This window comes from Kribbella polygonati (assembly GCF_050320105.1).
Taxonomy (GTDB): Bacteria; Actinomycetota; Actinomycetes; order Propionibacteriales; family Kribbellaceae; genus Kribbella.
Window position 1 is genome coordinate 6,255,936 of the sequence record NZ_CP190129.1, and the last position, 25,496, is coordinate 6,281,431.

A 25,496-nucleotide genomic window follows, 5' to 3' on the forward strand; every position below is an offset into this window, starting at 1 on the left:
TCCGCTGACGCTACCAATCGATCTGGATGGTCGTGCTCTTGGAGACGCCGTTCACGGTCACGCCCAGCTCGGTGCTCCCCGGACGCAGGGCACTCAGCTGACCGGTGGCGGGGTCGTACGCCGCGACCGCCCAGAACGGCGCGCTCTTGGCCGGGCCGATGTACATCGTCGCCGAGCCCCACCAGTCGGCCGAGACCGGGAACGACACCGGCACGCGGCGGCCTTCCTGGACGACGGTCGCCGACGCGGGCGCGGTCTGGTCGCGGCGCATCGTGGTGGGCGCGGCCAGCTCGAGTGCGTCGACGTGCGGGCGCATCTCGACCTGGAACCACGGCCGGCTGGACTCGGTGGCGGACGTGGAGATGCCGACCAGGGCCCAGCCGGTGAAGCCGCCGGCGTCCGGTGCGGCGGCGGGGCTCTTGCCCGAGTTGCCGGTCAGCGGGAGCAGTACGCCGTCGGTCCGGGTCGCCGCGAACGTGCCCGCGTGCCCCGCCATGTAGGCGGCGCCCTTGCCGGTGGCCTTGCGGAAGTCGGCGAGCCACTTGACGATCATCGCGGCCTCCTTGCGGTCGCCGAGCTGCGAGTTCTGCGTCGGCGACGGGTCGTCGATCGGGTGGTGCGCGAACACCACGACGTTCCGGATCGACTTGTCCTGGGCTGCCTCGTTCAGCCGCGTGCGCAGGTCGGCGATCTGGTCGAACCCGCCGGCCCGGAGCGAGCCGAGCGACGAGTCCCGCAGTACGAACCGGGTGCCCTTGTGGTCGAACGTGCTGGTCGGGTTGCCGAACACCTTCTTCCACTCGGACAGGTCGCCCGGGCCGTACGTCTCGTGGTTGCCCGGGACGTAGTGCACCGGCACCTTCCCGGCGACCTCCTCGTCGATGATCTGCCTGGCCAGCGCGATGTCCGGCCCGAACGCCCGGTCGACGAAGTCGCCGTTGATCACCAGGAAGTCCGGGTGCTGCGCGAGCGCCTCGCGGATCGTCCGCCGGGCCTGCTTCACGTAGTCCGAGTTCGGGTCGTCGGCGGTGAACTGCGCGTCCGACATCACCGCGAACCGCCAGCGGCCGCTCGTCGTCACGGTGCCGTCGGTGACCACCATCGGGTCGATCACCTTCGGCGCCGGCTGGAGAGTCACCGGCGGCGCGCTGCGCACGGTCAGGTCGTCGATCACGATCCGGCCCGAGTACTGCCGGGTCGGCGAGGTCTCGACGACGTAGATCCGCCAGAACCGCAGCGGATACGTGAGCCCGGGCGGGATGTCCGCCTCGACGTACTTCCAGCCGGTCCAGTCGACGGCGGCCGCCAGGTTGAGCGTCTGCGCCGTACCACCCGCGGCGTCGTACGCGTTCGCGCGCAGCCAGGCGCCCTTGCCGTCGCCGTACACCCAGGCGCCGAGCTTCTGCGGCTGGCCGGGCAGCGTCTGCTGCGGGGTCTGCGAGAGGTACGCCGCCCGCGTGGCAGTGCTGCCGGTCAGCGAGTAGTCGAGCGCGATCGCCTGCCCGCCGTCATGTCCTTCCGCGGCGGACCGGGACGCGGTCGCGGCGCCTACCGGTACGGCGTTCGCGGCCCACTTGGTCACGTCGTCGAGGCTGTCGACGACGGTGCTGGTCAGGCCGGCCGTGACGCTGAGCTGCGTGCTGAGCGTGCCGACCGTCGCGGTCACCACCGTCGCCACGGCGTCGGTGCCCAGCGCGTTCACCTCGAAGCCGTTGCCCTTCGCAACCACCTTGACCTTGGTGCCGTCGTAGCTGAGCTTGACGTCGCGCGGCTCGATCCAGGTGGAGAACCCGTCGGCGTCGTACCCGTCGACCTCGAAGAAGCCCTTGGCGTTCGAGTCCGCGAGCGACACCTGGCGGGTCGACGGGGCCAGGCGGGTCGGGGCGCCGAGGACGGTCATCGGGAACCTTCCGTTCGCCGTACCGCGCGTCGCGGTGACGACCACGTCGCCCGCGCGGCGGCCGGTCACCACGCCCTGCTGGTCGACGCGGACGTTGCTGCCGGCATACCAGGACGGCGTACCGGCGGCGGGGGCGTAGGTCTCGTCGTACCCGGTCGCCTTCAGCACCCGGCTGAGGCCGGTGAGGACGCGGGAGCTGCGGGAGATGTCGGTGTCGGGGCTTTCGGCCGACGTGCCGACGGACTCGACCCGGAAGCCGTTCAGCCGGCCGCTGCCCTGGACCGGCAGCAGGCCGAGGCCGTTCGGGATCAGCCGCTCGTTGCCGTCGGACGGGTTGTTGACGACGTCCGGCGCGGCCTTGCCCGCTGTCCGGGCGAGCATCGTCGAGGAGCCGCCGCCGTCCAGGTTCAGCGCGTCGTCGGCGCCGAGGCTGATCATCAGCTGACCCATTTCCTTCAACGACAGGCCACGCGAACCGGTCGCCCGGCCGTCCACCGTCAGCAGGATCATCCGGCTGCCGTCGGCGTCGAACCCGATCGCGGTCCGCGGCGCCAGGTCGGCGTCCGGTACGTCGGCCGGAACCTTGCCGTCCTTCGCGAGCTGATAGTTGCCGCTGACCGCGGCGGCGACGTCCGCGGCGTCCGGGCGCAGGCCGTACGCGATGTCGACCTTGTCGCCGACGTGCAGCGCGGTCAGCGCGCCGGCGCCGGCCTCGCGGCCGATCAGCGCCTGCTCGTTGGCCGCCAGCGGGGTGGTGGCCGGAGTGGTGGCGGAAGAGACGACCACTCCGTCGCGAAGGATCACCTCGCGGACGGTCGGCAGGCCGTCGACGGTCCGGGTCCGGGCCGCGTCGCCCCACTCCGGGGTGTAGAGGCCGATCCCGCCGGCGTTCACGGCCGGCGAGTTCAGATTGGTCAGCTCGAGCTTGGCCGGTCCGTCGGTCGCGGTGCCCTGCAGGAACAGCTGGGCGATCTTGCCGAGGCCGTCCTTACCGATCACCGCGGTGTCGTTGTGCCCGGCGGCCGGCGCGTTCGTCAGCTTCCCGGACTCGACCCCGACGCCGAGCGGCGCGTTGGTGTCGTTGATGTCGAAGAAGTCGCCGTTCACGCCGGCGACCGCGCCCCGGCTTGCCAGCTGCTGGCTGAGCGGCTGGGCGCCGGAGACCTTCCCGGCCCGCACCAGGTCGACGGTCACGCCGTGCTTGCTCAGATCGGTGTCGAGGATGTCGCCGCGCTGCCAGCCCTTCGGGTCCAGCCGCTCGAACGACGTGTAGTTCACCCCGGGCGCGACCGGACTGTCGGACCGCGACGTCAGTACGCCGTTCTCCGCGATCGCCGCGTCGGGGATCCCGGTGGTCTGCCCGACCGCGGGACTGACCAGCACGCCGGCCAACAGGCCACCCACGCCGATCGCTGTGGTCAAGGGACGGATGAGCGACACAGGAGCCTCCCCACGGTGGACGGACGCGGTCATCCGACGCCGCGCGCGCTACCGCCTGATGAGCCGCAGGTGTACGCCGATCGACCGACCGGTGACAAAGTAACGCCTACGGTCACCCTGTGGAAGGTTTTCTTCTCAGTCGGTACTGACCGGGCGGCCGGAGATCTCCCAGGCGTGCATGCCGCCGTCGAGGTTGATCGCCTCCCGGCCGAGCTGGTTCAGGAACTGGGTCGCCATCCCGGACCGGCCGCCGACCGCGCAGACACAGAGCACCTTCTGGTCCAGCGGCACCTCGCCGACCCGGTCCTGGAGCTCGCCGAGCGGGATGTGGGTGGCGCCGTCGATGTGGCCGCGGTCCCACTCGTCCGGCTCGCGGACGTCGAGGACGAACGCCTCCGCCAGCAGCGCGTCATCGAGCTCGCTCACCACGACCGAGGGGATCTCCTGGTTCCGGAACATGCACCCAGCATGTCAGACACCCGGTAGGCGCCGCGTCACGACCGGTTCCGGACGCCGGTTTTCGGCCTGGACCGGATAAAGCCGTTGACCCCGGGAGGGCGATCCAGGACCGTAGGCGGAGGAGGTCGCGGTGGCGCAGATTCAGGGGATCCCGGGGGAGTTCGAACCGCAACCGTGGGGGGAGGCGGTCCTGCGGAGCCGCGAGTTGCTGCTGCTCCGGATCGCGTGCCGTCCCGCGGACCACGAAGTACGGCTGCCGGGGCTGGCGACCATGCCGCGGCACGTCGTCGAGGACCACAGCGGCCGGGCGCTGACCTGGCGCCGGGACGGGGACGACCTGGTCGTCCGGCTGCCCGCGGCCGGTGATCCGCCGGTCGTCCGGGTCGCGCTGGCCGGGAAGCTGCGGATCGTCCCGGAGGACACCGTCACCGCGAATGCCGACGGCGTCTGGGACCTGACCCCGGCCGGTCCGACCGCACACCTGGTGGCCCGGCGCGCGGCCGACGTCGCGGTCCGGTTCGTCGGCATGGTCGAGCCGGACAGCCACCACCAGATCCGGCTGGCCGGCCGCCGGTACGGCGTCACCAGTCACGAGCTCACCCGGCGGACGATCGGCCCGTTCCCGATGCCGGAGCGCCGCGTCGTACCGCTGCCGGTGCCGACCGGCGTACGGCGGATCCTGGTCGCACCGGTCGGCACCGTGCTGGCGTCGATCCACCCGGGCCGCGGTGAGTTGACGGTCGTGGTGACGAACTTCGGCCGTACGACGGTCCGCGGCGAGGTCGACCTGCCGCTGCCGGCCGGCTGGTCCGCCGCCGAGCAGACGTGGACGTTCGACGGCCTCGAACCGGGACGGTTGATCGGCTGGGTCACCCGGATCGCGGGGGCCGGCTCGGGCGAACTTCGCGCCCGGCTGGAGGCGGGACGGCGCTCGGCGTCCTCACCGTACGTCGTTCACCTGTGACCGCTTGCATTCTGAGAGCGCTTCCCCTCTACTGGCAGTGATCGATCTACCGCCCCGATCGAGGAGTCCTGCATGCGTACAACGCCCATCCGCCTGCTTGCCGCCGGAATCCTGCTCACCGCCGGCGCCACCGTCACCCCGGCCACCGCCGCCGTACCGGCCGCCGACGCGACCACCGCTGTCCGCGCGCCCGCCCTGCCCGCGAAGGCCCGGGCCGGCGCGCTCGACGCGACCGGGTACTGGACCGCCGAGAAGATGCGGACCGCGATCCCGGCCGACCTGCCCACCGGAACCGCCGGAACCGCCGCGAAACAAGCGACTTCGAGCGGTGTCGCGTCCAGGCCGGTCGCGCCGCGCGCCGGGTACAAGCTCGCCAACGACGCCGTACCGAGTACGGCGGGCAAGCTGTTCTTCACCGACAACGGGCTGAACTACGTGTGCTCGGCGTCGACGATCAACAACAGCTACAAGAACCTGATCATCACCGCGGGCCACTGCGTGCACAGCGGCCAGGGCGGCGGCTGGCACTCGAACATCGTGTTCGCGCCGGCGTACTACAACGGCCAGTCCGGGTACGGCCTGTGGAACTGGAGCCAGGCGCGGACGTTCAACTCGTGGATCAGCAGCAGCGACTTCACCCACGACCAGGCGTTCGTCACGCTCCAGCAGCGCAACGGCGCCAACCTGATCGACGCGGTCGGCGGGAACGGCCTGGTCTGGGGGAACGGGCAGAGCCAGGCCGGCACCCGGATCTGGGGCTGGCCGGCCGAGGCGCCGTACAACGGTGAGGTGCCGTACTACTGCGACGGCACCACGTACGCGTGGGGCGGCTCGGACGCGGCGCTGACCTGTTCGATGAACGGCGGCGCGAGCGGCGGGCCGTGGCTGAAGGACCGGATCGACGCGAACCTCGGGTACGTGTTCGCGGTGACGTCGCGCCGGACGACGAGCGGTACGCCGACGTTGCTGTCGACCCCGAACACGGCCGACGTCAAGACGATGTTCGATCAGATGACAACGTAGCTTCTTCGGTCTTCTTCGTGTCGGGCAGGCGCTTGCCGAGGTTGATGAAGAAGAAGATCAGGCCGAGGGTGATCGTGACGTGCCCCAGCCCGGAGATGCCGTCCAGCGCGGCGCCGGGCTGGTGGCCGAGCACGACCATCGTGCCGCGGAGCAGCATCATGCCGACGGTGAGCGCGAGGCCCGCGTTGTAGACCCAGAAGAAGGCGTTGAACAGCTTCCCGTCGGACAGCGTGAACAGCTTCTCCAGCGCGAGCACGATCAGGAAGAACAGCATCCCCAGCGCGAGGATGTGGGTGTGGACGACGCCGAGCTGGGAGTCCCCGGTGAAGTCCTTGGCCTTGGTCAGCTCGCGGTAGTACAGCCCGCTGATGAGCCCCAGAATCATGTAGACGTGCGCTGCCACGTAGATCTTCCGCATAAGGCGGGAACCTACTTCAGCAGCTTCGACATCCTCCGGTCGGCCAGCGGTTTGCCGCCGGTCTGACAGGTCGCGCAGTACTGCAGGGAGGAGTCGGCGAAGCTCACCTCGCGGACGACGTCACCGCAGACCGGGCACTTCTGGCCGGTCCGGCCGTGCACCCGCAGGCCGGACTTCTTCTCCGACTTCAGGTCCTGGACGGCCAGCCCGGCGGACCGGTCGACGGCGTCCTGGAGGGTCTCGCGCATCGCGTCGTACAGCGTCTTGAGCTCGTCGTCGGACAGGTTCGACGCGGGTTTGAACGGGCTCATCTTCGCGACGTGCAGGATCTCGTCCGAGTACGCGTTGCCGATGCCGGCGATGACGGACTGGTTCCGCAGGACGCCCTTGAGCTGGACGCGGCCCTCGCGTTTCAGGATCGCGCCGAAGTCGTCGAGCGACAGCGTGAACGGGTCCGGCCCGAGGCGCGCGACGCCGGGGACCTCGTTGACGTCGCGCACGACGTACACCGCGAGCTTCTTCTGCGTGCCGGCCTCGGTCAGGTCGAACCCGGCGCCGTCGTCCAGCACGGTCCGGAGCGCGATCGGGCCCTTCCCCGGCCGGACGAGCCCGGTGTTCTGCTCTTCCTTCCACCGCAGCCATCCGGCCCGCGCCAGGTGGATCACCAGGTGCACGCCCTGCGCCGAGATGTCCAGGAACTTCCCGTGCCGCCGCACGTCGTCGATCAACAGCCCGACCATCGCCGAGATCGGCGGATCGTACGTCTTCAGCGCGCTGATCGCGGTGATGTCCGCCCGCACGAACGCATGCCCCACCGCGCGCTCGCGCAGGAACACCGCCAGCGACTCGACCTCCGGCAACTCAGGCATACCCCTAGTGTGCCCGACGCCAGGGACAGTTCCGGTGGATCACCCATGGAAGAGGGTTGTCACGCCCGGTAGCGTCGAGGCCAACAGACTAGGGAGGCCCCGATGGGGTTCGTGAAGACATTGGTAAAGGGCGCCGTGGTCGCCAAGCTGGTCCAGGTCGCCCAACGCGAACTGAGCAAGCCGGAGAACCAGGCAAAGATCAAGCAGGCGTTCCAGAAGGTGCAGCAGCGCCGGGCGTCGTAGGTTTGTGCGCCTGCAGGGTGTAGGTGGCGGCCAGGCGGTGCGGCTTCTCCTTCAGGCGCCACTCACCGGTCGCATCCTCGGTCATCAGCCCGGGGAGCGCGTTCCAGGGGCGCACTGTCGTGCTCACTGAGTGAGTCGAACGTCAGCCCGGCCTGCTGCACGGCGCTGATCACCTGACCGAGCCCATGGTTCCACTCGTGCGTGGTGGTGGTGCGCAACTCGAGGTCGGTCTCGACGTACGTGCCGCCACCTTCCCAGACAACCGGCTCCGGCACCTCGAAGTACGGGTACCGCACCTCGGCGTAGTCCGTCCCGGGCTCCAGCGAGGCCAGCATCGGATGCCCCTCGCGCAGGAACAACCGCCCACCGGGCTTCAGCAACCCCGCCACGACAGACGCCCACCGCTCGATGTCCGGCAGCCAGCACAACGCCCCGATGCCGGTGTAGACGAAGTCGTACGACGCCGCGCCGAGCACACGCACCGCGTCGTAGACATCCGCGACGTGCGCGTCCAGCGACAACCCGAGCCTGCCGGCCAGCGACCGGGCATGCTCGATTGCCGGCGCCGAGAAGTCCAACGCGCTCATCCGCGCCCCCAGCCTCGCCAGTGACACGGTGTCGGTGCCGATGTGGCATTGCAGGTGCACGCCTCGCAGTCCGCTCACGTCACCGAGCCGGGGCAGGTCGAAGCGCACGACCCCGCTCAGGTACGACGGGTCCGCGAGGAACTGCTCCACGTGGTAGTCCGGCGACGCCACGTGCACCGGCACCCGCTCGTCCCAGTTGGCCTTGTTGTAGTCCCGGTAGTCAGCCATAGAGCTAAGTCCACCTTCGAGGAGGACTCAGCGCTACTGCGTTTCGGGTCCTGCGTTGGTGTGCTCGTATGCGGATTCGGGATGTTGATGCGCTGCGGGGGTTCGCCCTGTTGGGCATTCTGGTTGTGAACATCACGTTCGCGGCTTCCGGGTATCCGATTCACGGTGTGGAGGATCCGGCGTACGGGTCCTGGGTGGATCAGTCGGTGCGGTGGTTGTCGTCCGTGTTCGTGGATATGAAGTTCTACCTGCTGTTCTCGTTCCTGTTCGGGTACAGCTTTCAACTGCAGATGCGGGCTGCGCAGCGGGCGGGGGCCGCGTTCCGGCCGCGGATGTTGCGGCGGCTCGGTGGGCTGTTTGTGATTGGTGTGCTGCACGCTGTCTTCCTGATCACGGGTGACATCTTGAGCGTCTACGCGATCATCGGCCTGCTCCTGGTCGCCATGCGGCGCGTGAAGGACCGTACGGCGCTCCTGGTCGCCGGGGCGATCTACGCCTACCTGTTCATCACCCTGGCGGTCGCAGCGCTCTTCCTGGACACGTCGGCGGTGCTGGACCCGACCACAGCAGTAACGGCCGCACAGGGGACGGCCGCTAACCTCGCGGGCTCGTTCAGCGACGTCATCGGCGAGCACGTCCGCGCCCTGCCGACGTACGGACTCTCACTGCTCACCGTTCAAGGCCCGACCACTCTGGCCGCGTTCCTGGTCGGCATGGTGGCCGGCCGACGCCGGCTGCTGCAGAACGTCGACGGATCCGACGCCCTGCTCCGGCTGATCCAGCTGGTCGGCTTCGCCATCGGTATCACCGGCGGGCTCGTCTACGCATCCGGCGGCAACGGCGACACCAGGTCCGTACTGATGAGCGTCATGACCGCGCCGTTCCTGACCGCGGCGTACGTCGCCTCGCTGCTGAGGATCATGCACTCCGAGCGCGGCGAGGACATCCGACGGCTGTTCGCCCCGGCCGGGCGGATGGCGCTGTCGAACTACCTGGGCCAATCTGTGGCGACCCTGCTGATCTTCACCGGCGTCGGCTTCGGGCTGGTGGGACAGGTGTCGCCGTTGGAGACACTGGGCTTCGCGGTCGGGATCTTCGTACTGCAGGTGATGCTGAGCCACGCATGGCTGAGCAGCTTCCGCTACGGCCCGGTCGAAGGGGTGCTGCGAGCGGTCACCAACGCAACCGCTCCCAGCTGGCGTACTCAGGCCGCGTGACGGCCGTGCGTGATCCGGGCGGCGCGGATGGTGTGCACCGTTCCGGTGGTCGAGGCGGGCTTGGCGGTGAAGGGCTTGGCCGTCGCGCCGAGCGCGAGCAGGTCGAGCTTGGTCCGGGCCACGTCGCGGTCGTCGGCGATCCAGGAGCCCCGCGGTCCGGCCGAGGGACCGGTCGCGTGGCGGCGGTTGCTGATCTCCAGGGCCGCGATCACGGCCAGTACGAGAAGTACGAGAACTACGTATCCGGTCATGGCAGTAATGATTCTATGTTCCAGATCCTGCCACCAGTGGCGCTATTGACATAGTCCGATAAGATTCTGCCATGCTCCGGAAGATCGCGGTCGTACTGATGGAGGACATCGCCCTGTTCGAGTTCGGCGTACTCGCCGAGGTCTTCGGGCTGGACCGCACCGACGACGGTGTGCCGCCGTTCGACTTCAAAGTGTGCTCGACCACGCCGGGTGTCCCGATGCGGACGAGCAGCCACTCCCAGGTGATCGCGCCGTACGGCCTGGAGGAACTGGAGGACGCCGACCTGGTCGCCGTCCCGGCCACCAACTGGCGGCACGGCTACGACGAACGGATCCTGGACGCACTCCGGAAGGCGGAGGCGCGCGGCGCGATCATGCTCAGCGTCTGCTCCGGCGCGTTCGTGCTCGGCGCCGCCGGGCTCCTGGAAGGGCGCGGGTGCACCACACACTGGCGCTATGTCGACAGGTTCATGGCCGAGTTCCCGACCGCGAAGATCGACCCGGACGTGCTGTTCGTCGACGACGGAAACATCATCACCAGCGCCGGTACGGCGGCCGGCATCGACGCCTGCCTGCACCTGGTCCGCCGCGAGCTCGGCAGCGCGGTCGCGACCCGGATCGCCCGCCGGATGGTGGTCCCGCCGCAGCGCGACGGCGGCCAGCGCCAGTACGTCGAGGTGCCGGTGCCGGAGTGTTCCGCGGAGAGCCTGCAGCCGGTGCTGAACTGGATGATCGACAACCTGACCACCGATCACACCGTGCCCGCGCTGGCCCGGCGCGCGCAGATGTCAGAGCGCACCTTCGCCCGCCGTTTCGTCGCCGAGACCGGCACCACCCCGCTCAAGTGGGTCACCACCCAACGCGTCCTGCGCGCCCGCACCCTGCTCGAACAGACCCGGATGGGCATCGAGCAGATCGCCGGCGAATCAGGATTCGGAACAGCCGCCCTGCTCCGCCACCACTTCCGTAGGGTGGTGGGCGTGCCACCGCAGGACTACCGCCGCACTTTCCAGACCGCCGGCTGATGCTCAGCTACCGCCACGCGGTCGCTGCGGACGCCCCTGAAGTGATGGCGTTCTGGGCCACCGCCGCCGAGGACTCGCACCGCCCACCCGACTCGACCGAGGCCGTCCTGCGCCTGATCGCCCGCGACCCGCGCGCCCTGATGCTTGCCATGGACAACAATCAGGTGGTCGGCTCGATCATCGCCGGCTGGGACGGCAACGCCCAGGCACACCGGGTCTGGGCGACGGCCGGTTACGCGCCGCAGCCCGAGTGGTCCCGGTGGGTCAAGCCGTTGTGATGTGAGGAAGGCATCACCGGGCCGATTTGCATCGGCACCCCCGCGTCTGCCTAGGGTCACAAGGGGGTAACGAGCGACGCGTAGATGGAGTGGTTGTGACGACGCCGGACCGCCCTCCGGGAAGAACGGCCCGCAGGTTGAGCTGGGACGTGGTGCGCGTCCTGTCGGTGCTCGCCGTGATGTTCACCCACACGACCTACATGGGTCCGTTCCTGCACCCTGAGCTCGGCGCACCGCTCGGGAAGTACCCCTTTCAGGTCGGCGCCAGCATCCTGCTGGTGATCAGCGCGTACTTCGTCTGCGTGACGATCCGGAAGGGCTCCACACAGCGCTGGCTGTGGAGACGCGCCTGCCGGGTGCTCCCGCCGTACCTGGCCGCTGTCCTGATCACGTACACGCTGCTGCTCTTCTTCGGGCCGCGGAACTGGACCCTGCCGACGCGGCACGACCTATGGGGCAACCTGACGCTGGCCGCGTCGTTCGACCCGAGCGTGCAGCTGATCGACGGCTCGTACTGGACGCTGCCCCTTCAGCTGATGGCCTTCGCGACGGCCGCCGTGCTCTGGCCGCGTGGGATCGGGCCGCGGATCACCACGATGCTCTGGATCATGATCCTCGCGCCGGTCGCGCTGCAGTGGAACGGGCGGATCGACCACAGCCCGGTCTGGGTGATCCAACTCTGGAACGGGCTCGGCATCCACCGCCTGCAGCTGTTCGCGATCGGCATCGCGATCTGGCTCTGGTCGAAGCACCGGATCGGCGTCCTGCACCTCGGCGCGCTGATCGTCGCGACGGTCTTCGCGCAGAACGCGCACACGTCGGACCTGCCGTCCTCGCTCGGCATCGGCGTACTGCTGCTGCTCGTCGCGCTGGCCGCCCGCGGCCCGGACTGGACGGTGTTCGTGCGGTTCCAGCGGCCGATCCGGTTCCTGGCCCGGATCTCGTTCGCGCTCTACCTGCTGAACCAGGTGATCGGCTACCTCATCGCGTACCGCCTGATGGAGCTCGGCGCGGGCCGGCTGACCCAGATCGCCGGCGCAATGCTCGGCGTGGTCGGTCTCGCCTGGCTGCTCACGAAGTACGTCGAGGAGCCGACGTACCGCGCCCTCGCCGCCCTCCCGGTGCGCGGGCTCGGGGCTCGGGCGTTCGCCTGGCTGAATACTTGACATCGGATACCCGCAAGCTAATACTCGATTTCGAGTAATCGAGATCGAGGAGGTGTCATGGCCAGACGCAAGGTCGGCAATCCGCTGGCGTTCGCCGTGCTCGGCAGTCTCAGCGAGCGGCCGATGCACCCGTACGAGATCTCCACGACGCTCCGGTCCCGCGGCAAGGACCAGAGCATCAAGGTGAACTACGGTTCGCTCTACTCGATCGTGTCCAGCCTGGAGAAGCACGGCTTCATCGAGGCGCTGGAGACGGTCCGCGAGGGGAACCGGCCGGAGCGGACGGTGTACCGGATCACCGCCGCCGGCCAGGCCGAGTTCGAGGACTGGCTCACCGAGCTGGTCGGTACGCCGTCCCGTGAGTTCCACCCGCTCGAAGCGGGCCTGGCCTACCTGCCCGGCCTGCAACCGGACCGGGCCGTCGAGCTGCTCGAGCAGCGGCTGGCGGTCGTCGACGCGGAGATCGCCGACGCGGTCACGGCGCACGAGCAGATGGAGGCGGTCGGCTTCCCGCGGATCTTCTGGGTCGAGTCGGAGTTCCGGCTCGCGCTGCTGCGCGCGGAGTCGGCGTACGTCCACCAGCTCGCCGAGGAGATCCGTACCGACGAGCTCGGCGGGTCGAAGTTCTGGCGGATGGCCTGGAAGCGCTACCTGGAGGACGGCATCGCCCCGGGCGATCAGCTGAAGGATCCGGTGAAGTACTTCGGGGAGGAGTTCGCCTGGCTGCAGGCGATGCCGCCCGAATCGCGATAAACAGGGCGGCCCTCGCTCCACGGTGCGGCAACACCGGGACCAAGGGCCGCAGTTCCTCGAGTCGGTCCGAAGACCTGGCACCCAAGGCGCAACCATCAGGATAGCCAGCCCGACGACCGGCTCCCGCACCCACAAGGGAGTCATCTGATGGCTACGCATGCCGTCGAAGCGGTCGACCTGGTCAAGACGTACCCGGCCGGCCGGAAGAATCCACCACTGCGCGCGCTCGACGGCCTGTCCGTGAGCGTCCCCGAGGGCATGGTCCTCGGCCTGCTCGGGCCGAACGGCGCCGGCAAGTCCACCACCGTGAAGATCCTCACGACACTGTCCCGGGCCGACTCGGGCAGCGCCAGGGTCGCCGGGTACGACGTGAGCCGCGAGCAGGACAAGGTCCGGCACGCGATCGGGTATGTGCCGCAGAAGTCCAGCTCGGACCCGATGGCGACCGGGCTGGAGAACCTGGTGCTGAGCGGGCGCATCTTCGGACTGTCCCGATCCCAGGCCGTGCAGCGCGCCGGAGACCTGCTGCGAAGCTTCGACCTGGACGGGTCTCGCACCGTGAAGACGTACTCGGGCGGCATGCAGCGGAAGCTGGACGTCGCGCTCGGCCTGGTCCACCGGCCGCGCGTGCTGTTCCTGGACGAGCCGACGACGGGTCTCGACCCCGAGGCCCGCGCCGATCTGTGGAACGAAGTACTGCGGTTGTCCGGGCAGGAAGGGCTGACCGTCCTCCTCACCACGCACTACCTCGAGGAGGCCGACCGGCTGGCCGGGCAGCTGGCGATCGTCGACCACGGCAAGATCGTTGCCGAGGGCACCCCGGAGTCGCTGAAGGCCTCGTTGCGCGGCGATTCCGTGCAGGTCGAGCTGGTCGAGCCCGACACCGACGGTACGATCCGCGCGCTGTTGCGGCAGTTGCCGGGCATCGGGGAGATCGTTGTCGAGGGCAACACCTTGCGCGCTCGGGTCGACCGGGGCGCGACCGCCGTACCGGCGGTTCTGGGAGTGCTCGAGGACAAGGCGATCCCGGTGGTCGCGGTGACGGTGTCGCGGCCGTCGCTGGACGACGTGTACCTGCAGCACACCGGCCGGTCGTTCAAGGTTGCGGAGGCGGCGGCATGATCACGCACACGGGTCTGATCCTCGGGCGCTGGACGCGGGCGTCGTACCGGCAGCCGGCGTTGATCGCGTTCACGCTGATCCAGCCGGCGATCTGGCTGCTGCTGTTCGGGCAGCTGTTCCAGGGCGTCGTCCACCTCCCGGGGTTCGGGAACGCGACGTACATCGCGTTCCTGACGCCCGGGATCGTGATGATGACGGCGCTGATGACGAGCGGCTGGAGCGGTACGTCGTTCGTCCAGGACATGGAGCGCGGCGTCATGGACCGGATGCTCGCGTCGCCGATCAGCCGCGGCGGGCTGATGGCGGGGCAGCTGCTCAGCAACGCGTCGACCACGTTGATCCAGACGATCCTGGTGTTCGCGATCGGGTTCGCCGCGGGCGCGCGGTACGACGGCGGGATCGCGGGCTACCTGATCACGATCCTCGCGTCGGTGCTGGTCGGCCTCGGGTTCGGGTCGCTGTCGAACGCGGTCGCGCTGCTCACCCGGCAGCAGGAGGCGCTGATCGGGATCTCGCAGTTCGTCTCGCTGCCGCTGACGTTCATGTCGTCGATCATGATCGACCCGCACGTCGCACCGCACTGGGTGAACGTCGCGGCCCGCTTCAACCCGGTCGACTGGGCCACGATCGCCGCCCGGCAGTCCCTGGCCGCCTCGCCGGACTGGTCGTCGGTCTGGCGGCACTGCGGCTACCTGCTGGCCTTCACGCTGATCGTCGCCTGGCTCTCGACCCGAGCCTTCCGTACCTATCAGCGCTCAGTGTGAGTCGTACCAGGGCTTGATGACGTTGTTGATGATCGCGAGCCGCTCGTCGAACGGGAGGAAGGCCGACTTCATCGCGTTGATCGCGAACCAGCGCAGATCGGCGAGGTCGTAGCCGAACGCCTCCGACAGCAGGGCGAGCTCGCGGCTCATCGACGTACCGCTCATCAACCGGTTGTCGGTGTTCACCGTGACCCGGAACCGGAGCTTGGTGAGCAGGCCGATCGGGTGCTCGGCGATCGACGCCGCCGCGCCGGTCTGCAGGTTCGAGCTCGGGCACATCTCCAGCGGGATCCGGCGGTCCCGGACGTACGCCGCGAGCCGCCCGAGCTCGACCTTGCCGCCGTCGAGATCGCCGTCGTGGGTGATGTCGTCGATGATCCGTACGCCGTGCCCGAGCCGGTCCGCGCCGCACCACTGGATCGCCTGCCAGATCGACGGCAACCCGAACGCCTCGCCGGCATGGATGGTGAAGTGCGCGTTCTCCCGCTGCAGGTACTCGAACGCGTCCAGGTGCCGGGTGGGCGGAAAGCCCGCCTCGGCCCCCGCGATGTCGAACCCGACCACGCCGGCGTCCCGGTACGCGACCGCCAGCTCGGCGATCTCCATCGACCGCGCCATGTGCCGCATCGCGGTCAGCAACTGCCGTACGACGATCGGCCGCTCGGCCACCGCCATCCCGTGCTCGAAGCCCTCCCGCACCGCGTCCACGACCTGCTCGAGGGTCAACCCCTGGTGCAGGTGCTGCTCGGGCGCGTACCGGACCTCGGCGTAGACCACCCCGTCCGCCGCCAGGTCCTGCACACACTCACTCGCGACCCGCTTGATCGCCTCCGCGGTCTGCATCACCGCGACGGTGTGGTCGAACGTCTCCAGGTACCGCTCCAACGACCCGGAGTCCGCCGACTCCACGAACCAGGCCCCCAGCTCAGCCGCATCACTGCGCGGCAACCGATGCCCGATCTCCCGCGCCAACTCCACGACCGTCCCCGGCCGCAGCCCCCCATCCAAATGGTCATGCAGCAAAACCTTCGGCGCCGCAACCAACTCCCCGGGACTGATCATGCGGCCATCTTCGCACCTTCCCGACCGGTACCCGGACCTCCTCGACAGCATCTCCAGCCACATCGCCACCGGCCACCGGCGGGCCGTCACCGCGGCCAACCAGGAGACTCTCAGGAGCTACTGGGCGATCGGGCAGGAGATCCTGGACCGGCAGCACGAAGAAGGCTAGGGCAGCAAGGTCATCGACCGGCTCTCGACCGACCTCAAGTCGCGCTTTCCCGGCGCGACCGGCTACTCACCCCGCAACCTGAAGTACATGCGCGCCTTCGCAGCCGCCTGGCCGCGAGAAGCAATTGTGCAAGCGCCGCTTGCACAATTGCCCTGGTACCACCACCTGGCGCTGCTGAAGGTCGACGGCGCCAGGCTGCGATCGTGGTACGCCGCCGCGGCCGTCGAGCGGGGGTGGAGCCGGGACGTGCTCGCGTTGCACATCGACGGCCGGTTCCACGAGCGTGCCGGCAAGGCCGTGACCAACTTCGCCTCCGCGATGCCGCCGGAGGAGTCCGATCTCGCGCAGCAGGCCACGCGGGATCCGTATCTGTTCGACTTCCTCGGTACGACCGACGGCTGGCACGAGCGTGAACTGGAGCAGAAGCTCGTCGAGCACGTCGGGAAGTTCCTGCTCGAGCTCGGCCAAGGTTTCGCCTTCATCGGTCAGCAGGTCCGACTCGAGCTGGACGGCGAGGAGTTCTTCTGCGACCTGCTCTTCTACCACCTCGAACTGCGCTGCTACGTCGTCGTCGAGCTGAAGGCCGTCAAGTTCAACGCCGCGTACCTCGGTCAGCTCGGGCTGTACATGGCGGTGGTGGACGACGTACTCGCCAAGGACGGCGACAAGCCGACCATCGGTCTGCTGCTCTGCCGGAACAAGAACCAGGTCGTCGCCGAGTACGCCCTGAAGGGATTCAAGGCACCGATCGGAGTCGCCGAGTGGACGAACGCGATCAACACCTCGCTCCCGGCGGAGTTCCGATCCGCGCTGCCGAGCGTCGAGGAGTTGGAGGCTGAGCTCACCACTGAGGACTGATCCGGCAAACGTTCAAGACTTCTGTCGGCGGCCGGTGTCATCGTGAGGAGATGGTGAGTCGGCTGCGGGCGCGTGCTGAGTGGCAGTTCTTCGGGGTGTTGCCGCGGGCTGATCGTGGGCTGGCGGCGGCTTGGTGGGGGCTGCTGGTGGCGCGCGGGGTGTTGCCGGCGGTGTTCGCGGTGGCCATGGGGTGGTTGGTGGGGGCGGTGCAGCACCGGGAGGGGTTGGCGCGGCCGTTGGTGTTGATGGGGGTCACGTTCGTGCTGTTGCAGGTGCTCACCCCGGTACACCAGGCGGTCAGCGCCAACCTCGGGAATCGGGTGTCGGCGTACCTGAACGACGCCTTGGCGAAGGCGTGTGTCGGGCCGCCGGGGATCGGGCATCTCGAAGACCCGGGGCTGAGCGAGGACCTCACGGTGGCACGGGAGTTCGACCGCGGACAGACCGGGCCGCCGATGTACCTGAACGTCGACTTCGTCGCGGGGAGTCTGGTGGAACTGGTCGGCGGGGTCGCGTCCGCGATCGTGCTGTTCGGGTTCACCTGGTGGGCGCCGTTGGTGCTGGTCGTCGGATGGGTCGCGACGCATTGGCTGCTGCGCGAGAGCGGCGTGTGGAAGGACCGCAACACGGCGGAGGTCCGCTCGGCGCAGCGGCATGCGACGTACGCGTACGAGCTGGCCGTGGAGCCTGGTGCGGCGAAGGAACTGCGGCTGTTCGGCCTGGCGGACTGGACGGTGCAGCGGTTCACCGAGCGGCGTCGGCGGTTGTTCGAGCTGCAGTACGCCGCGACGCGACTGCGGGAGCGGCCAATGATCTGGAGTCTGCTGATCATTGTGGTCGCCAACGGCTTGGTGTTCTGGGCGCTGGGTGCGGCCGCGATCGGCGGGAGTCTGCCGCTGGACCGGCTGGTGGTGTTCGCGCAGGTGGCGATCGGCGTCGGGATGATCGCGTTCGGCGGCCTGAACTGGGCCCTCGACGGCGCCGCGGCACCCGTTGCGGCCGTACGTCGCTTACAACCAGCGATGGCTCCCGCCGGAGCGTTGCCGCCCCGCACACGTGCGGTCGGTTCTGGCGAGGCGGCAGGGCGTGGAGTGGGCCGGGCAGGGGCCGCCCAAGGGGCGGTGGAGGTTGTGCTTCGGGGGGTGCGGTTCGGTTATCCACAGGGGGATCGGCAGGTGTTCGACGGGCTGGATCTGACGATCCCGGCCGGTTCCTCGCTCGCCGTCGTCGGGCAGAACGGGGCCGGGAAGACCACGCTGGCCAAGCTCTTGTGCCGCCTGTACGACCCCGGCGCGGGCGCGATCCGCGTCGACGGCACCGACCTGCGCGACCTCGACGTCGACGCCTGGCGGACCCGGGTGACAGCCGTCTTCCAGGACTTCCTCAAGCTCGAGCTGCCGTTGCGGGACAACGTCGCACCGGCCGGCGCGCCCGAGGACGACATCCGCGCCGCACTCGAAGACGCCGGCGCCGCGGACCTCGCCGATCTCGACACCCGGCTGGCCACCGGGTACGGCGACGGCACCGACCTGTCCGGCGGTCAGTGGCAGCGGGTCGCCCTGGCGCGCGCGTTGTGCGCCGTACGCCAAGGTGCCGGGCTCGTCCTGCTCGACGAGCCGACCGCGCAACTCGACGTCCGCGGCGAGGCGGCGATCTTCGACCGGATCCTGACCGCGACCCGGGACGTCACCACGATCCTCATCTCGCATCGGTTCTCGACCGTCCGGCATGCCGACCGGATCTGCGTACTCGAGCACGGCCGCGTCGTCGAGCTCGGCAGTCACGACGAACTGATGGCGCTCGGCGGCCGTTACCGGACCATGTTCGACCTCCAGGCGCAGCGCTTCACGGCCGAGGTGGACGAGGAGGGGCTCAGCTATGACACGCTCTGACGACATGCCTCGCGCGCTGCCGGCGATGTGGCGGCTGTGCAAGCTCGGCTATCAGCACGAGCCGTGGCTCCTACTCGCCGCATTCTTCATGACGTTGCTGGCCGCCGTACCGGACGCACTGCTGGCGTTGTGGCTCAAGATCCTCGCGGACGGCGTACTGCACGACGACCGTCGTGCCGCTTTGCTGGCCGCGGGCGGGCTGGCGTTGTCGGTGACCGCGACCTGGTTCCTGCGGACGCTCTCGACGCGGATCTCCCGGCGGTTCCGGGACCGGGTCACGATCATGCTCGAGGCGCATGTGGCCCGGCTGCAGGCGTCGGTCGCCACGGTCGAGCACCACGAACGGCGCGACTACCTGGACCGGCTGTCGGTGCTGCGCAAGCAGGTGTTCGTGCTGGACCACATGTACATGTCGCTGTTCTCCACCTGCGGCTGGATCCTGCGCCTCGGCGTCACGGTCGCGCTGCTGGTGTCGATCCACCCGGCGCTCGCACTGCTCTTGCTCTTCGCTCTACCGACCGTCCTCAGCTCCAGCTGGCGCCCCGGCGTCGAGCGTGCGATCGAGGAGCGGTACGCCGCTCACTTCCGCCTGGCCGAACACCTCTTCAAGACCGCGACCACACCAGCCCCGGGAAAGGAGGTCCGGGTGCTCGGCATCGGGCCCGACCTGATCACGGGTCGGCGCCGCGAGTGGGAGCAGTGGTACCGCCCGATGGCCGCCGCTCGCTGGGCGAGCGCGGTGTGGCACGGGATCGCCTGGGCGATCTTTGGGGCGGCGTACGTCGGTGCGGTGCTGTTCGTCGCGGTCGGGCTGCACGGGTCGGTCGGCAACGTGTTGCTGATCCTCGCCGCCGGTGCTCGGCTGTCGTCGTACATCGGTGCGACGGTCGGCGAGATCGGGTTCCTGCGCGGCATCTGGCTGGACGGGTCGCGGCGGCTGGTCTGGCTGGAGAACTACGCGGCCTCGTTCGACAGGTCGGCGGACCAGCCCGCCCCGGAGCGGCTCGTCGACGGCATCCGGCTGGAGAACGTGTCGTTCGCGTACGCCGGTGCCGATCGGCCGGCGCTGGAGAACGTCGACCTGCGGCTGCCGGCCGGCAAGGTGATCGCGGTCGTCGGCGAGAACGGCGCCGGCAAGTCGACCCTGGTGAAGCTGATCTGCAAGCTGTACGAGCCGGCCGGCGGACGGGTGTTCCTCGACGATCAGCCGCTCGACCGGATCCCGGCGGAGGCGTGGCGGGCGAAGATCGCGGGCGCGTTCCAGGACTTCTTCCGGTTCGAGTTCCGTGCGGCGCACAGTGTCGGGCTGGGTGACCTGCCGCGGCTGGACGACGTACCGGCGGTGACGACGGCCGTCGGGCGGGCGGGGGCGGAGGACGTACTGGCGCGGCTGGAGTCAGGGCTGGACACGCAGCTCGGCGCGACCTGGCCGGACGGTGCGGAGATCAGCTTCGGGCAGTGGCAGAAGCTGGCGCTGGCGCGCGGGTTCATGCGCGACCGGCCGTTGCTGCTGGTGCTCGACGAGCCGACCGCGGCGCTGGACGCGGAGACGGAGCACGCCCTCTTCGAGCGGTACGCCGCTGCCGCGCGGGACGGCGCCGACGGGCGGATCACGATCCTCGTGTCGCACCGGTTCTCGACGGTCCGGATGGCCGACCTGATCGTCGTACTGGACGGCGCTCAGGTCGTCGAGACCGGGACCCACGAGGAGCTGATGGCCCGCAACGGCCATTACGCCGAGCTGTACCGGATCCAGGCGACGGCGTACCACTAGTTGATCTTGAAGACCGGGACGCCGGGGGCGACGTGGCGCAGCACCTCGTCGGGAGAGTTCTTGGTGACGTCACCGCTGAAGAACGTGCCGACCTCCCAGGCCCACTCCTTGAGGTACATCCGGAGCGCCGGGATCTTGTCCGCGTCGGCGAGCTCTTCGGCGGTGAAGGTCTCGACCTTGCGTCCCAGCTGCAGCCGGCCGGTCTTGCTGGCCCGGAGGTTCTTCACCCACTGGGTGTGACCGCGCGGCGCGACCAGGTACTGCTGACCGTCGACGGTCAGCAGGTTGACCGGGGTGCTGCGCCACTCGCCGGACTTGCGGCCCTGGACGGAGAGCACCCGGCTGCCCATCACGCTGAGCCCGAGCTTCGTCAGCCGCGCGACGATCCGGTTGAACACCCGCATGCTGCCCTCGTTGGCGGTGATCACGCGCTTGCTGTCGTAGGTCTGCTTGTACTCGGTCATGGCGAGCTTCCTCCGGCTTGGCGAGAGCGGTGCTCTCTGTTGTGATCAGTGAACATCGGATCGCTGCTCACTGTCAAGAGCACTGCTCTCGGTTTTGTGGCAGACTGGCCGCATGAACGCCGGACGTACTGCCCGTGAACGCGCCCGGGCCGAGCTGACCGACGAGATCAAGACGGTCGCCAGGCAGCAACTGGCGACCGTCGGCGCCGAGGCGCTCTCGCTGCGGGCGATCTCCCGCGAGCTCGGCATGGTGTCGTCGGCGCTCTACCGGTACTTCGCGAGCCGCGACGAGCTGCTCACCGCGCTGATCATCGACGCGTACAACGCGCTCGGCGCGGCGGCCGAGAAGGCTGTGACCGGGGGCGATCCGGTCGAGGAGTGGCTCGCGATCTACGCCGCCGTCCGCGGGTGGGCGCGGACTTATCCACAGGAGTACGCGCTGATCTACGGGTCGCCGATCAGCGGGTACCAGGCGCCGCAGACGACCGTCGAGCCGGCGGCGCGGGTGCCGCTGGTGTTGCTCGGATTGCTGCAGCGGGCACACGCCGACGGGCGGCTCGCCGTACCGGTGGACGCGCCGGAGCCCGAGGGCGCGTTGGCCGAGCAGACGAAGGTGTTGCTCGCGCTGGCGCCCGATGTACCGCCGGCGGTGCTGGTGCGGGCGGTGATCGTGTGGACGCAGCTGTTCGGGATGATCAGCTTCGAGCTGTTCGGTCAGCTGGTCGGGTCGATGGACCCGGCGGACGAGTTCTTCGCGTCGACCGCCCGGCAGATGGCGGCGTTCGCCGGGCTCAGGTGAAGGCCTTCGGCAGCGGTACGTCGACGGCGCGGGCGACCCGTCGTACGTAGGTCTCGCGCGGGATCGACACCGCGCCGAGGGTCGCGAGATGGTCGGTCACCCACTGGATGTCGAAGACCCGGTCGGCGGCGTACTCGTCGTTCAGCAGCTCGATCGTGCCCGCGACGGCCGCCTTCGAGCCGTCGGTCTGGTGGTGGAACATCGACTCGCCCGCGAACAGCCCGCCGATCGCGACGCCGTACAGCCCGCCGGCCAGCTGGTCGCCGTTCCACGCCTCGACCGAGTGCACCCAGCCGAGCCGGTGCAGCTCGGTGTACGACGCGATGATGTCGCGGTCGATCCACGACCCCGGCCGCCGCGGGTCCGCGCAGGCCCGGATCACCTGGTCGAACGCGGTGTTCACCCGGATCTCGAACTTCGCCCGCGCCCGCCGCAACGTCCGCGTCGGCCGGTACCCGTCGACCTCGATCACGCCCCGGTCGACCGGCGACCACCAGAGCGTCGACCCCCGGTGGTCCGGCATCGGAAACAGCCCCCGCCGGTACGCCGCCAGCACCGTCCCCGGCGCGAGGTCGGCACCGCCCGCGACCACGTCACTGCTCCCGGCAACGCTCACGGGCGGGAACTCCCACTGAGTCGGAGCAGGTTCGATCGGCACGCAACCATCCTGAACCATGCGGACCGCCAGGCCATCACAACCGCCCCGTGGCGGCGCTCTCACGCGGCGGCGCTCTCGAGTCGCCGCGATTGTGATGGCCTGGGCGTCCACCCCTAGGGGACACCTCGGGGTTCTCCCGAGTGGCGAGGGGCCCGGAGCCACGTACAGTTGAAGCACGTCCGGGTTCTGACGCGTGGGGCCGGGCGGGAAGGAGCACCGTGGCCGGAGTAGCCAGGTTCGTCGCCAGTAGTCTCGCGCCCGCGGCCCAGCGGTTCGCCCCGACGGCGGCGGGCGGCGTGTTGCGTCAGATCCTCGAGATCGCGATCGACGGGTACCAGCGGTTCCCGGGCGCGGAGCGGATCGCGGACCACAAACTCGAGCGCTGCGACGGCGACGTCACGCACGCGATCGACGCGGTCATCGACCAGCACATCCGGCTCGCCGGCGTGCAGGGGTTCGCGACCAGCATCGGCGGTCTGGTCACGCTCCCGGTCGCGCTGCCCGCGAACCTGACCGGGCTCGCGGTCGTCCAGTGCCGGATGGTGGCGGCGATCGCCCATCTGCGCGGATACGACCTCGACGACCCCCGCGTCCGTACGGCGGTGATCACCTGCCTGCTCGGCGAGGACGGCGTGACCGCACGGCTGAAGAAGTCCAGCCTGGTGTCGTCCCCGCTGGCGATCGCGACCGCGCCGGTGTTCGACCCGGAGCTCGACCGGCAGGTGTCCGGCGAGGTCGTCGCGGAGCTGATCGGCCGGATCAGCGGTAAGCGGATGGCGCTGACCGTGACCCGGCGGGTCCCCCTGCTCGGCGGTGCGGTGGGCGCCGGCGTCGACGGCTGGTCGACGTACCGCGTCGGTCAGTTCGCGGACAAGAGCCTGATCCGCCGGATTCCCCGACCGATCGAGCCGTGACGGCGCCGTTCTGGGGGCCGACGCTCGACTGCCCGGATCCGCTGCGGCTCGGCGAGTTCTACCAGCGGGTGGCCGGCGGTGAGCTGACCGTGGTGACCGAGTCGTTCGTGGAGCTGCGGTTCGAGGCCTTCAGCCTGGGGTTCCAGCGCGACCTGAACTACCGGCAGCCGACGTGGCCGGACCCGCGGGTGCCGCAGCAATGTCATCTGGACTTCAGCGCGGCCGACCTCGACGCGGAGCAGGAGCGTGTCGTCGCGGCCGGCGGTACGCCGACCACGGTGCAGCCGTCGCCCGACGTGTTCCGGGTCTTCCTGGACCCGGCGGGGCATCCGTTCTGCCTGACCACCTGGCGGACGCCGAGCGGTCCGCCGGAATCACGCTGACCGGTCGGCCGGCTCCCGGCGGGTGAGCGGGAGTTTGGCGCGGGTCTCCTCGTCGGCGGGGGTTTCGACGTACAGGACCAGGTCGGGATGGGCGGAGACGGCGAGTTCGGTGACAATCAGGTTCAGCTCGCCGGCCCGCGGGTTGTTGATCCGGCGATGCCGCGACATACAGGCCGACACCTCGTGCCGCGACCAGAGCTGCTCGAACTCGGGGCAGATCGACCGCAGCCGGGCGAGATCGGTCTCCCAGTCCGGGTCGCCGACGTGCTCGCCGTACGCCGACCGCAGCCGGCCGACCAGGTACGGCACCTCGGTGTCGTAGTTGAGCAGCTGCTCGCGGGCGGACGGCTCGGTGATGATGCACCAGAGCAGGTTCTGATGGATGCAGGGCAGCTGGTGCCAGTCGTGGAACAGGTCGTGGTACGCGCGGTTCGCCCGGACGATGTCGAACCGGGTGTTGGTGATCACCGCCGGCAGCGGATCGAGCCCGTCGAGGATCTCCTCGAACACTGCCTCGCTCACGCAGTCCGTCACGCGCGGCAGCCGCACCGGCGTCGCCTCGGCCAGCCGGTACAGGTGCTCGCGCTCCACCGGCGTCAACCGCAACGTCGACGCCACCGCGTCCAGCACCTGCCCGCTGGCGTTGATCGGCCGCCCCTGCTCCAGCCACGTGTACCAAGTCACGCCGACACCGGCCAGCTGCGCCAGCTCCTCCCGCCGCAGACCCGGCGTACGCCGTCGTCCACCGCCGGGCAGCCCGACGTCCTCGGGTGCAACCCGCGCCCGCCGCGCCTTCAAGAACTCGCCAAGCTCAACCCGCTGCGCACTCACCCACCCAGTTTCGCTGCCCCCACCGACACTTTCAGCCGGCGAGCGCCTGGACCGCTCGGCTCGGGGACGGCTTGCCCAGCTGCTCGGCCATCCAGGCGGACGTGGTGACGAGCTTCTCGAGGTCGACACCGGTCTGGATGCCGAGGCCGTTGAGCTGCCAGAGCAGGTCCTCGGTCGCGAGGTTTCCGGTGGCGCTCTCGGCGTACGGGCAGCCGCCGAGGCCACCGGCCGAGCTGTCGACGGTCGTGACGCCTTCGCGGAGAGCGGTCAGCGTGTTCGCGAGAGCCTGGCCGTACGTGTCGTGGAAGTGCACCGCGAGTTTGTCCACAGGTACTCCGGCCGCCGTGAACGCCCTGATCAGCGCGGTGACCTGGCCCGGTGTGGCGACGCCGATCGTGTCGCCCAGCGAGAGCTCGTGGCAACCGAGCTCGACCAGCCGCACCCCGACCTTGACGACCTGGTCGATCGGTACGTCGCCCTCCCACGGGTCGCCGTAACACATCGACACGTACCCACGGACGGTCAGCCCGGCGTCGAGCGCCCGCTGGATCGTCGGCGTGAACATCGTGAACTGCTCGTCCAGCGTGGAGTTCAGGTTCTTCGTCGCGAACGTCTCGGTCGCGCTCGCGAAGATCGCGATCTCCCGGACGCCGGCCGCCAGCGCGCGGTCGAGGCCACGCTCGTTCGGCACCAGGACCGGGGCGCGGACACCGTCGGGCAGGTCGAGCTGTTCGAGGAGCTCGGCCGCGTCGGCCAGCTGCGGGACCCACTTCGGGTGCACGAAACTCGTCGTCTCGACCGTGGTCAGGCCGGCCTCGACCAGGCGCCGGATGAACTCGGCCTTGACCGCCACGTCGACGATCGCGGACTCGTTCTGCAACCCGTCCCGCGGGCCGACCTCGTAGATCGTGACCCGGTCGGGCAGTCCCTCGGCCGTGACCAGCTGCGGTTCGCGCATCCTGCTGCCTCCTCGGCGGTCGAGCCG

Annotated in this window: 28 protein-coding genes; 17 read left to right on the forward strand and 11 right to left on the reverse strand. The window is 69.5% G+C overall.

Annotated features, from left to right (window positions below):
* Nucleotides 1–10 precede the first annotated feature (10 nt).
* On the reverse strand, nt 11–3,340 hold the full coding sequence (locus ACQHIV_RS29645; RefSeq protein ID WP_427887146.1) for a phosphodiester glycosidase family protein: 3,330 nt from the start codon (nt 3,338–3,340) through the stop codon (nt 11–13).
* A gap of 135 nt (nt 3,341–3,475) precedes the next feature.
* Nucleotides 3,476–3,799, reverse strand: a complete 324-nt coding sequence (locus ACQHIV_RS29650) for a rhodanese-like domain-containing protein (RefSeq protein WP_427887147.1) — start codon at nt 3,797–3,799, stop codon at nt 3,476–3,478.
* 130 nt (nt 3,800–3,929) lie between these two features.
* Here ACQHIV_RS29650 and ACQHIV_RS29655 point away from each other — a divergent pair, with 130 nt between their 5' ends.
* The gene (locus tag ACQHIV_RS29655; protein WP_427887148.1) at nt 3,930–4,763 is read left to right on the forward strand and encodes a hypothetical protein; all 834 of its coding nucleotides are present in this window, start codon (nt 3,930–3,932) and stop codon (nt 4,761–4,763) included.
* A gap of 72 nt (nt 4,764–4,835) precedes the next feature.
* Nucleotides 4,836–5,786 (forward strand): trypsin-like serine peptidase, encoded by a 951-nt coding sequence (locus ACQHIV_RS29660; RefSeq protein WP_427887149.1) that lies wholly within the window; start codon nt 4,836–4,838, stop codon nt 5,784–5,786.
* On the opposite strand, the gene ACQHIV_RS29665 is transcribed toward ACQHIV_RS29660, so the two are convergent.
* Together ACQHIV_RS29665 and ACQHIV_RS29670 are read right to left on the reverse strand one after the other, a co-directional pair.
* Nucleotides 5,755–6,204 (reverse strand): DUF2871 domain-containing protein, encoded by a 450-nt coding sequence (locus ACQHIV_RS29665; RefSeq protein ID WP_427887150.1) that lies wholly within the window; start codon nt 6,202–6,204, stop codon nt 5,755–5,757. The genes ACQHIV_RS29660 and ACQHIV_RS29665 overlap by 32 nt on opposite strands.
* A gap of 11 nt (nt 6,205–6,215) precedes the next feature.
* Nucleotides 6,216–7,073, reverse strand: coding sequence for a DNA-formamidopyrimidine glycosylase family protein (locus ACQHIV_RS29670; protein WP_427887151.1), 858 nt, complete (start codon nt 7,071–7,073; stop codon nt 6,216–6,218).
* Nucleotides 7,074–7,175: 102 nt separating this feature from the next.
* Here ACQHIV_RS29670 and ACQHIV_RS29675 point away from each other — a divergent pair, with 102 nt between their 5' ends.
* On the forward strand, nt 7,176–7,316 hold the full coding sequence (locus tag ACQHIV_RS29675) for a hypothetical protein (RefSeq protein WP_344188875.1): 141 nt from the start codon (nt 7,176–7,178) through the stop codon (nt 7,314–7,316).
* 62 nt (nt 7,317–7,378) lie between these two features.
* Here ACQHIV_RS29675 and ACQHIV_RS29680 read toward each other — a convergent pair whose 3' ends face one another.
* On the reverse strand, nt 7,379–8,131 hold the full coding sequence (locus ACQHIV_RS29680) for a class I SAM-dependent methyltransferase (protein ID WP_427887152.1): 753 nt from the start codon (nt 8,129–8,131) through the stop codon (nt 7,379–7,381).
* A 110-nt stretch (nt 8,132–8,241) separates the two neighbouring features.
* Between ACQHIV_RS29680 and ACQHIV_RS29685 the strand changes: the two genes are divergently transcribed.
* Nucleotides 8,242–9,348: a DUF418 domain-containing protein gene (locus tag ACQHIV_RS29685; RefSeq protein ID WP_427887153.1), complete on the forward strand. Its 1,107-nt coding sequence runs from the start codon at nt 8,242–8,244 to the stop codon at nt 9,346–9,348.
* Here ACQHIV_RS29685 and ACQHIV_RS29690 read toward each other — a convergent pair.
* Nucleotides 9,336–9,599: a hypothetical protein gene (locus ACQHIV_RS29690; protein WP_427887154.1), complete on the reverse strand. Its 264-nt coding sequence runs from the start codon at nt 9,597–9,599 to the stop codon at nt 9,336–9,338. The genes ACQHIV_RS29685 and ACQHIV_RS29690 overlap by 13 nt on opposite strands.
* Nucleotides 9,600–9,670: 71 nt before the next feature.
* On the opposite strand from ACQHIV_RS29690, the gene ACQHIV_RS29695 reads away from it, so the two are divergent.
* The 6 genes from ACQHIV_RS29695 (at nt 9,671) to ACQHIV_RS29720 (ending at nt 14,707) form a co-directional block, all read left to right on the forward strand.
* The gene (locus ACQHIV_RS29695; protein ID WP_427887155.1) at nt 9,671–10,624 is read left to right on the forward strand and encodes a GlxA family transcriptional regulator; all 954 of its coding nucleotides are present in this window, start codon (nt 9,671–9,673) and stop codon (nt 10,622–10,624) included.
* Complete coding sequence (locus ACQHIV_RS29700; protein ID WP_427887156.1) at nt 10,624–10,902, forward strand: hypothetical protein; 279 nt, start codon at nt 10,624–10,626, stop codon at nt 10,900–10,902. Before ACQHIV_RS29695 ends, ACQHIV_RS29700 begins: the two co-directional genes overlap by 1 nt.
* 149 nt (nt 10,903–11,051) lie before the next feature.
* On the forward strand, nt 11,052–12,068 hold the full coding sequence (locus ACQHIV_RS29705; protein ID WP_427887157.1) for an acyltransferase family protein: 1,017 nt from the start codon (nt 11,052–11,054) through the stop codon (nt 12,066–12,068).
* Nucleotides 12,069–12,125: 57 nt separating this feature from the next.
* Nucleotides 12,126–12,821, forward strand: coding sequence for a PadR family transcriptional regulator (locus ACQHIV_RS29710; protein ID WP_427887158.1), 696 nt, complete (start codon nt 12,126–12,128; stop codon nt 12,819–12,821).
* A 147-nt stretch (nt 12,822–12,968) separates the two neighbouring features.
* Entirely contained in the window at nt 12,969–13,943 is a 975-nt protein-coding gene (locus ACQHIV_RS29715) for an ATP-binding cassette domain-containing protein (protein ID WP_427887159.1), read from the forward strand.
* A complete protein-coding gene (locus ACQHIV_RS29720) occupies nt 13,940–14,707 on the forward strand; it encodes an ABC transporter permease (RefSeq protein ID WP_427887160.1) in 768 nt (255 codons plus the stop codon). Before ACQHIV_RS29715 ends, ACQHIV_RS29720 begins: the two co-directional genes overlap by 4 nt.
* Here ACQHIV_RS29720 and ACQHIV_RS29725 read toward each other — a convergent pair.
* Complete coding sequence (locus ACQHIV_RS29725; protein ID WP_427887161.1) at nt 14,699–15,769, reverse strand: adenosine deaminase; 1,071 nt, start codon at nt 15,767–15,769, stop codon at nt 14,699–14,701. The two genes, ACQHIV_RS29720 and ACQHIV_RS29725, sit on opposite strands and share 9 nt — an antisense overlap.
* Here ACQHIV_RS29725 and ACQHIV_RS29730 point away from each other — a divergent pair.
* The 4 genes from ACQHIV_RS29730 to ACQHIV_RS29745 are packed head-to-tail and all read left to right on the forward strand — an operon-like array spanning nt 15,768 to nt 20,462.
* Complete coding sequence (locus ACQHIV_RS29730) at nt 15,768–15,938, forward strand: hypothetical protein (RefSeq protein WP_427887162.1); 171 nt, start codon at nt 15,768–15,770, stop codon at nt 15,936–15,938. The genes ACQHIV_RS29725 and ACQHIV_RS29730 overlap by 2 nt on opposite strands.
* Nucleotides 15,939–15,950: 12 nt before the next feature.
* Nucleotides 15,951–16,796 carry a PDDEXK nuclease domain-containing protein gene (locus tag ACQHIV_RS29735; RefSeq protein WP_427896591.1) on the forward strand — a complete coding sequence of 282 codons (846 nt, stop codon included), beginning with the start codon at nt 15,951–15,953 and terminating at the stop codon, nt 16,794–16,796.
* Nucleotides 16,797–16,846: 50 nt separating this feature from the next.
* Nucleotides 16,847–18,688 carry an ABC transporter ATP-binding protein gene (locus ACQHIV_RS29740; protein ID WP_427887163.1) on the forward strand — a complete coding sequence of 614 codons (1,842 nt, stop codon included), beginning with the start codon at nt 16,847–16,849 and terminating at the stop codon, nt 18,686–18,688.
* Entirely contained in the window at nt 18,675–20,462 is a 1,788-nt protein-coding gene (locus ACQHIV_RS29745; RefSeq protein ID WP_427887164.1) for an ABC transporter ATP-binding protein, read from the forward strand. Before ACQHIV_RS29740 ends, ACQHIV_RS29745 begins: the two co-directional genes overlap by 14 nt.
* On the opposite strand, the gene ACQHIV_RS29750 is transcribed toward ACQHIV_RS29745, so the two are convergent.
* Complete coding sequence (locus ACQHIV_RS29750) at nt 20,459–20,926, reverse strand: nitroreductase family deazaflavin-dependent oxidoreductase (RefSeq protein WP_427887165.1); 468 nt, start codon at nt 20,924–20,926, stop codon at nt 20,459–20,461. The two genes, ACQHIV_RS29745 and ACQHIV_RS29750, sit on opposite strands and share 4 nt — an antisense overlap.
* A gap of 112 nt (nt 20,927–21,038) precedes the next feature.
* On the opposite strand from ACQHIV_RS29750, the gene ACQHIV_RS29755 reads away from it, so the two are divergent.
* A complete protein-coding gene (locus ACQHIV_RS29755) occupies nt 21,039–21,725 on the forward strand; it encodes a TetR/AcrR family transcriptional regulator (protein ID WP_427887166.1) in 687 nt (228 codons plus the stop codon).
* Here ACQHIV_RS29755 and aat read toward each other — a convergent pair.
* On the reverse strand, nt 21,718–22,383 hold the full coding sequence (gene aat, locus ACQHIV_RS29760; protein ID WP_427887167.1) for a leucyl/phenylalanyl-tRNA--protein transferase: 666 nt from the start codon (nt 22,381–22,383) through the stop codon (nt 21,718–21,720). The genes ACQHIV_RS29755 and aat overlap by 8 nt on opposite strands.
* A 218-nt stretch (nt 22,384–22,601) precedes the next feature.
* Between aat and ACQHIV_RS29765 the strand changes: the two genes are divergently transcribed.
* Entirely contained in the window at nt 22,602–23,297 is a 696-nt protein-coding gene (locus ACQHIV_RS29765; protein WP_427887168.1) for an EcsC family protein, read from the forward strand.
* Nucleotides 23,294–23,680 (forward strand): VOC family protein, encoded by a 387-nt coding sequence (locus ACQHIV_RS29770; protein ID WP_427887169.1) that lies wholly within the window; start codon nt 23,294–23,296, stop codon nt 23,678–23,680. Before ACQHIV_RS29765 ends, ACQHIV_RS29770 begins: the two co-directional genes overlap by 4 nt.
* On the opposite strand, the gene ACQHIV_RS29775 is transcribed toward ACQHIV_RS29770, so the two are convergent.
* Both ACQHIV_RS29775 and ACQHIV_RS29780 read right to left on the reverse strand, forming a co-directional pair.
* Nucleotides 23,672–24,511 (reverse strand): helix-turn-helix transcriptional regulator, encoded by an 840-nt coding sequence (locus ACQHIV_RS29775; RefSeq protein ID WP_427887170.1) that lies wholly within the window; start codon nt 24,509–24,511, stop codon nt 23,672–23,674. The genes ACQHIV_RS29770 and ACQHIV_RS29775 overlap by 9 nt on opposite strands.
* Nucleotides 24,512–24,542: 31 nt before the next feature.
* A complete protein-coding gene (locus tag ACQHIV_RS29780) occupies nt 24,543–25,469 on the reverse strand; it encodes a hydroxymethylglutaryl-CoA lyase (protein WP_427887171.1) in 927 nt (308 codons plus the stop codon).
* Between the last annotated feature and the right edge of the window lie 27 nt (nt 25,470–25,496).

Excerpts from the sequence above, each read along its gene's own strand:
- ACQHIV_RS29650 (WP_427887147.1), bottom strand. The coding sequence starts at position 3,799 with ATGTTCCGGAACCAGGAGATCCCCTCGGTCGTGGTGAGCGAGCTCGAT.
- ACQHIV_RS29660 (WP_427887149.1), top strand. The coding sequence starts at position 4,836 with ATGCGTACAACGCCCATCCGCCTGCTTGCCGCCGGAATCCTGCTCACC.
- ACQHIV_RS29665 (WP_427887150.1), bottom strand. The coding sequence starts at position 6,204 with ATGCGGAAGATCTACGTGGCAGCGCACGTCTACATGATTCTGGGGCTC.
- ACQHIV_RS29670 (WP_427887151.1), bottom strand. The coding sequence starts at position 7,073 with ATGCCTGAGTTGCCGGAGGTCGAGTCGCTGGCGGTGTTCCTGCGCGAG.
- ACQHIV_RS29675 (WP_344188875.1), top strand. The coding sequence starts at position 7,176 with ATGGGGTTCGTGAAGACATTGGTAAAGGGCGCCGTGGTCGCCAAGCTG.
- ACQHIV_RS29680 (WP_427887152.1), bottom strand. The coding sequence starts at position 8,131 with ATGGCTGACTACCGGGACTACAACAAGGCCAACTGGGACGAGCGGGTG.
- ACQHIV_RS29690 (WP_427887154.1), bottom strand. The coding sequence starts at position 9,599 with ATGACCGGATACGTAGTTCTCGTACTTCTCGTACTGGCCGTGATCGCG.
- ACQHIV_RS29695 (WP_427887155.1), top strand. The coding sequence starts at position 9,671 with ATGCTCCGGAAGATCGCGGTCGTACTGATGGAGGACATCGCCCTGTTC.
- ACQHIV_RS29700 (WP_427887156.1), top strand. The coding sequence starts at position 10,624 with ATGCTCAGCTACCGCCACGCGGTCGCTGCGGACGCCCCTGAAGTGATG.
- ACQHIV_RS29710 (WP_427887158.1), top strand. The coding sequence starts at position 12,126 with ATGGCCAGACGCAAGGTCGGCAATCCGCTGGCGTTCGCCGTGCTCGGC.
- ACQHIV_RS29715 (WP_427887159.1), top strand. The coding sequence starts at position 12,969 with ATGGCTACGCATGCCGTCGAAGCGGTCGACCTGGTCAAGACGTACCCG.
- ACQHIV_RS29720 (WP_427887160.1), top strand. The coding sequence starts at position 13,940 with ATGATCACGCACACGGGTCTGATCCTCGGGCGCTGGACGCGGGCGTCG.
- ACQHIV_RS29730 (WP_427887162.1), top strand. The coding sequence starts at position 15,768 with ATGCGGCCATCTTCGCACCTTCCCGACCGGTACCCGGACCTCCTCGAC.
- ACQHIV_RS29725 (WP_427887161.1), bottom strand. The coding sequence starts at position 15,769 with ATGATCAGTCCCGGGGAGTTGGTTGCGGCGCCGAAGGTTTTGCTGCAT.
- ACQHIV_RS29740 (WP_427887163.1), top strand. The coding sequence starts at position 16,847 with ATGGTGAGTCGGCTGCGGGCGCGTGCTGAGTGGCAGTTCTTCGGGGTG.
- ACQHIV_RS29745 (WP_427887164.1), top strand. The coding sequence starts at position 18,675 with ATGACACGCTCTGACGACATGCCTCGCGCGCTGCCGGCGATGTGGCGG.
- ACQHIV_RS29750 (WP_427887165.1), bottom strand. The coding sequence starts at position 20,926 with ATGACCGAGTACAAGCAGACCTACGACAGCAAGCGCGTGATCACCGCC.
- ACQHIV_RS29755 (WP_427887166.1), top strand. The coding sequence starts at position 21,039 with ATGAACGCCGGACGTACTGCCCGTGAACGCGCCCGGGCCGAGCTGACC.
- ACQHIV_RS29780 (WP_427887171.1), bottom strand. The coding sequence starts at position 25,469 with ATGCGCGAACCGCAGCTGGTCACGGCCGAGGGACTGCCCGACCGGGTC.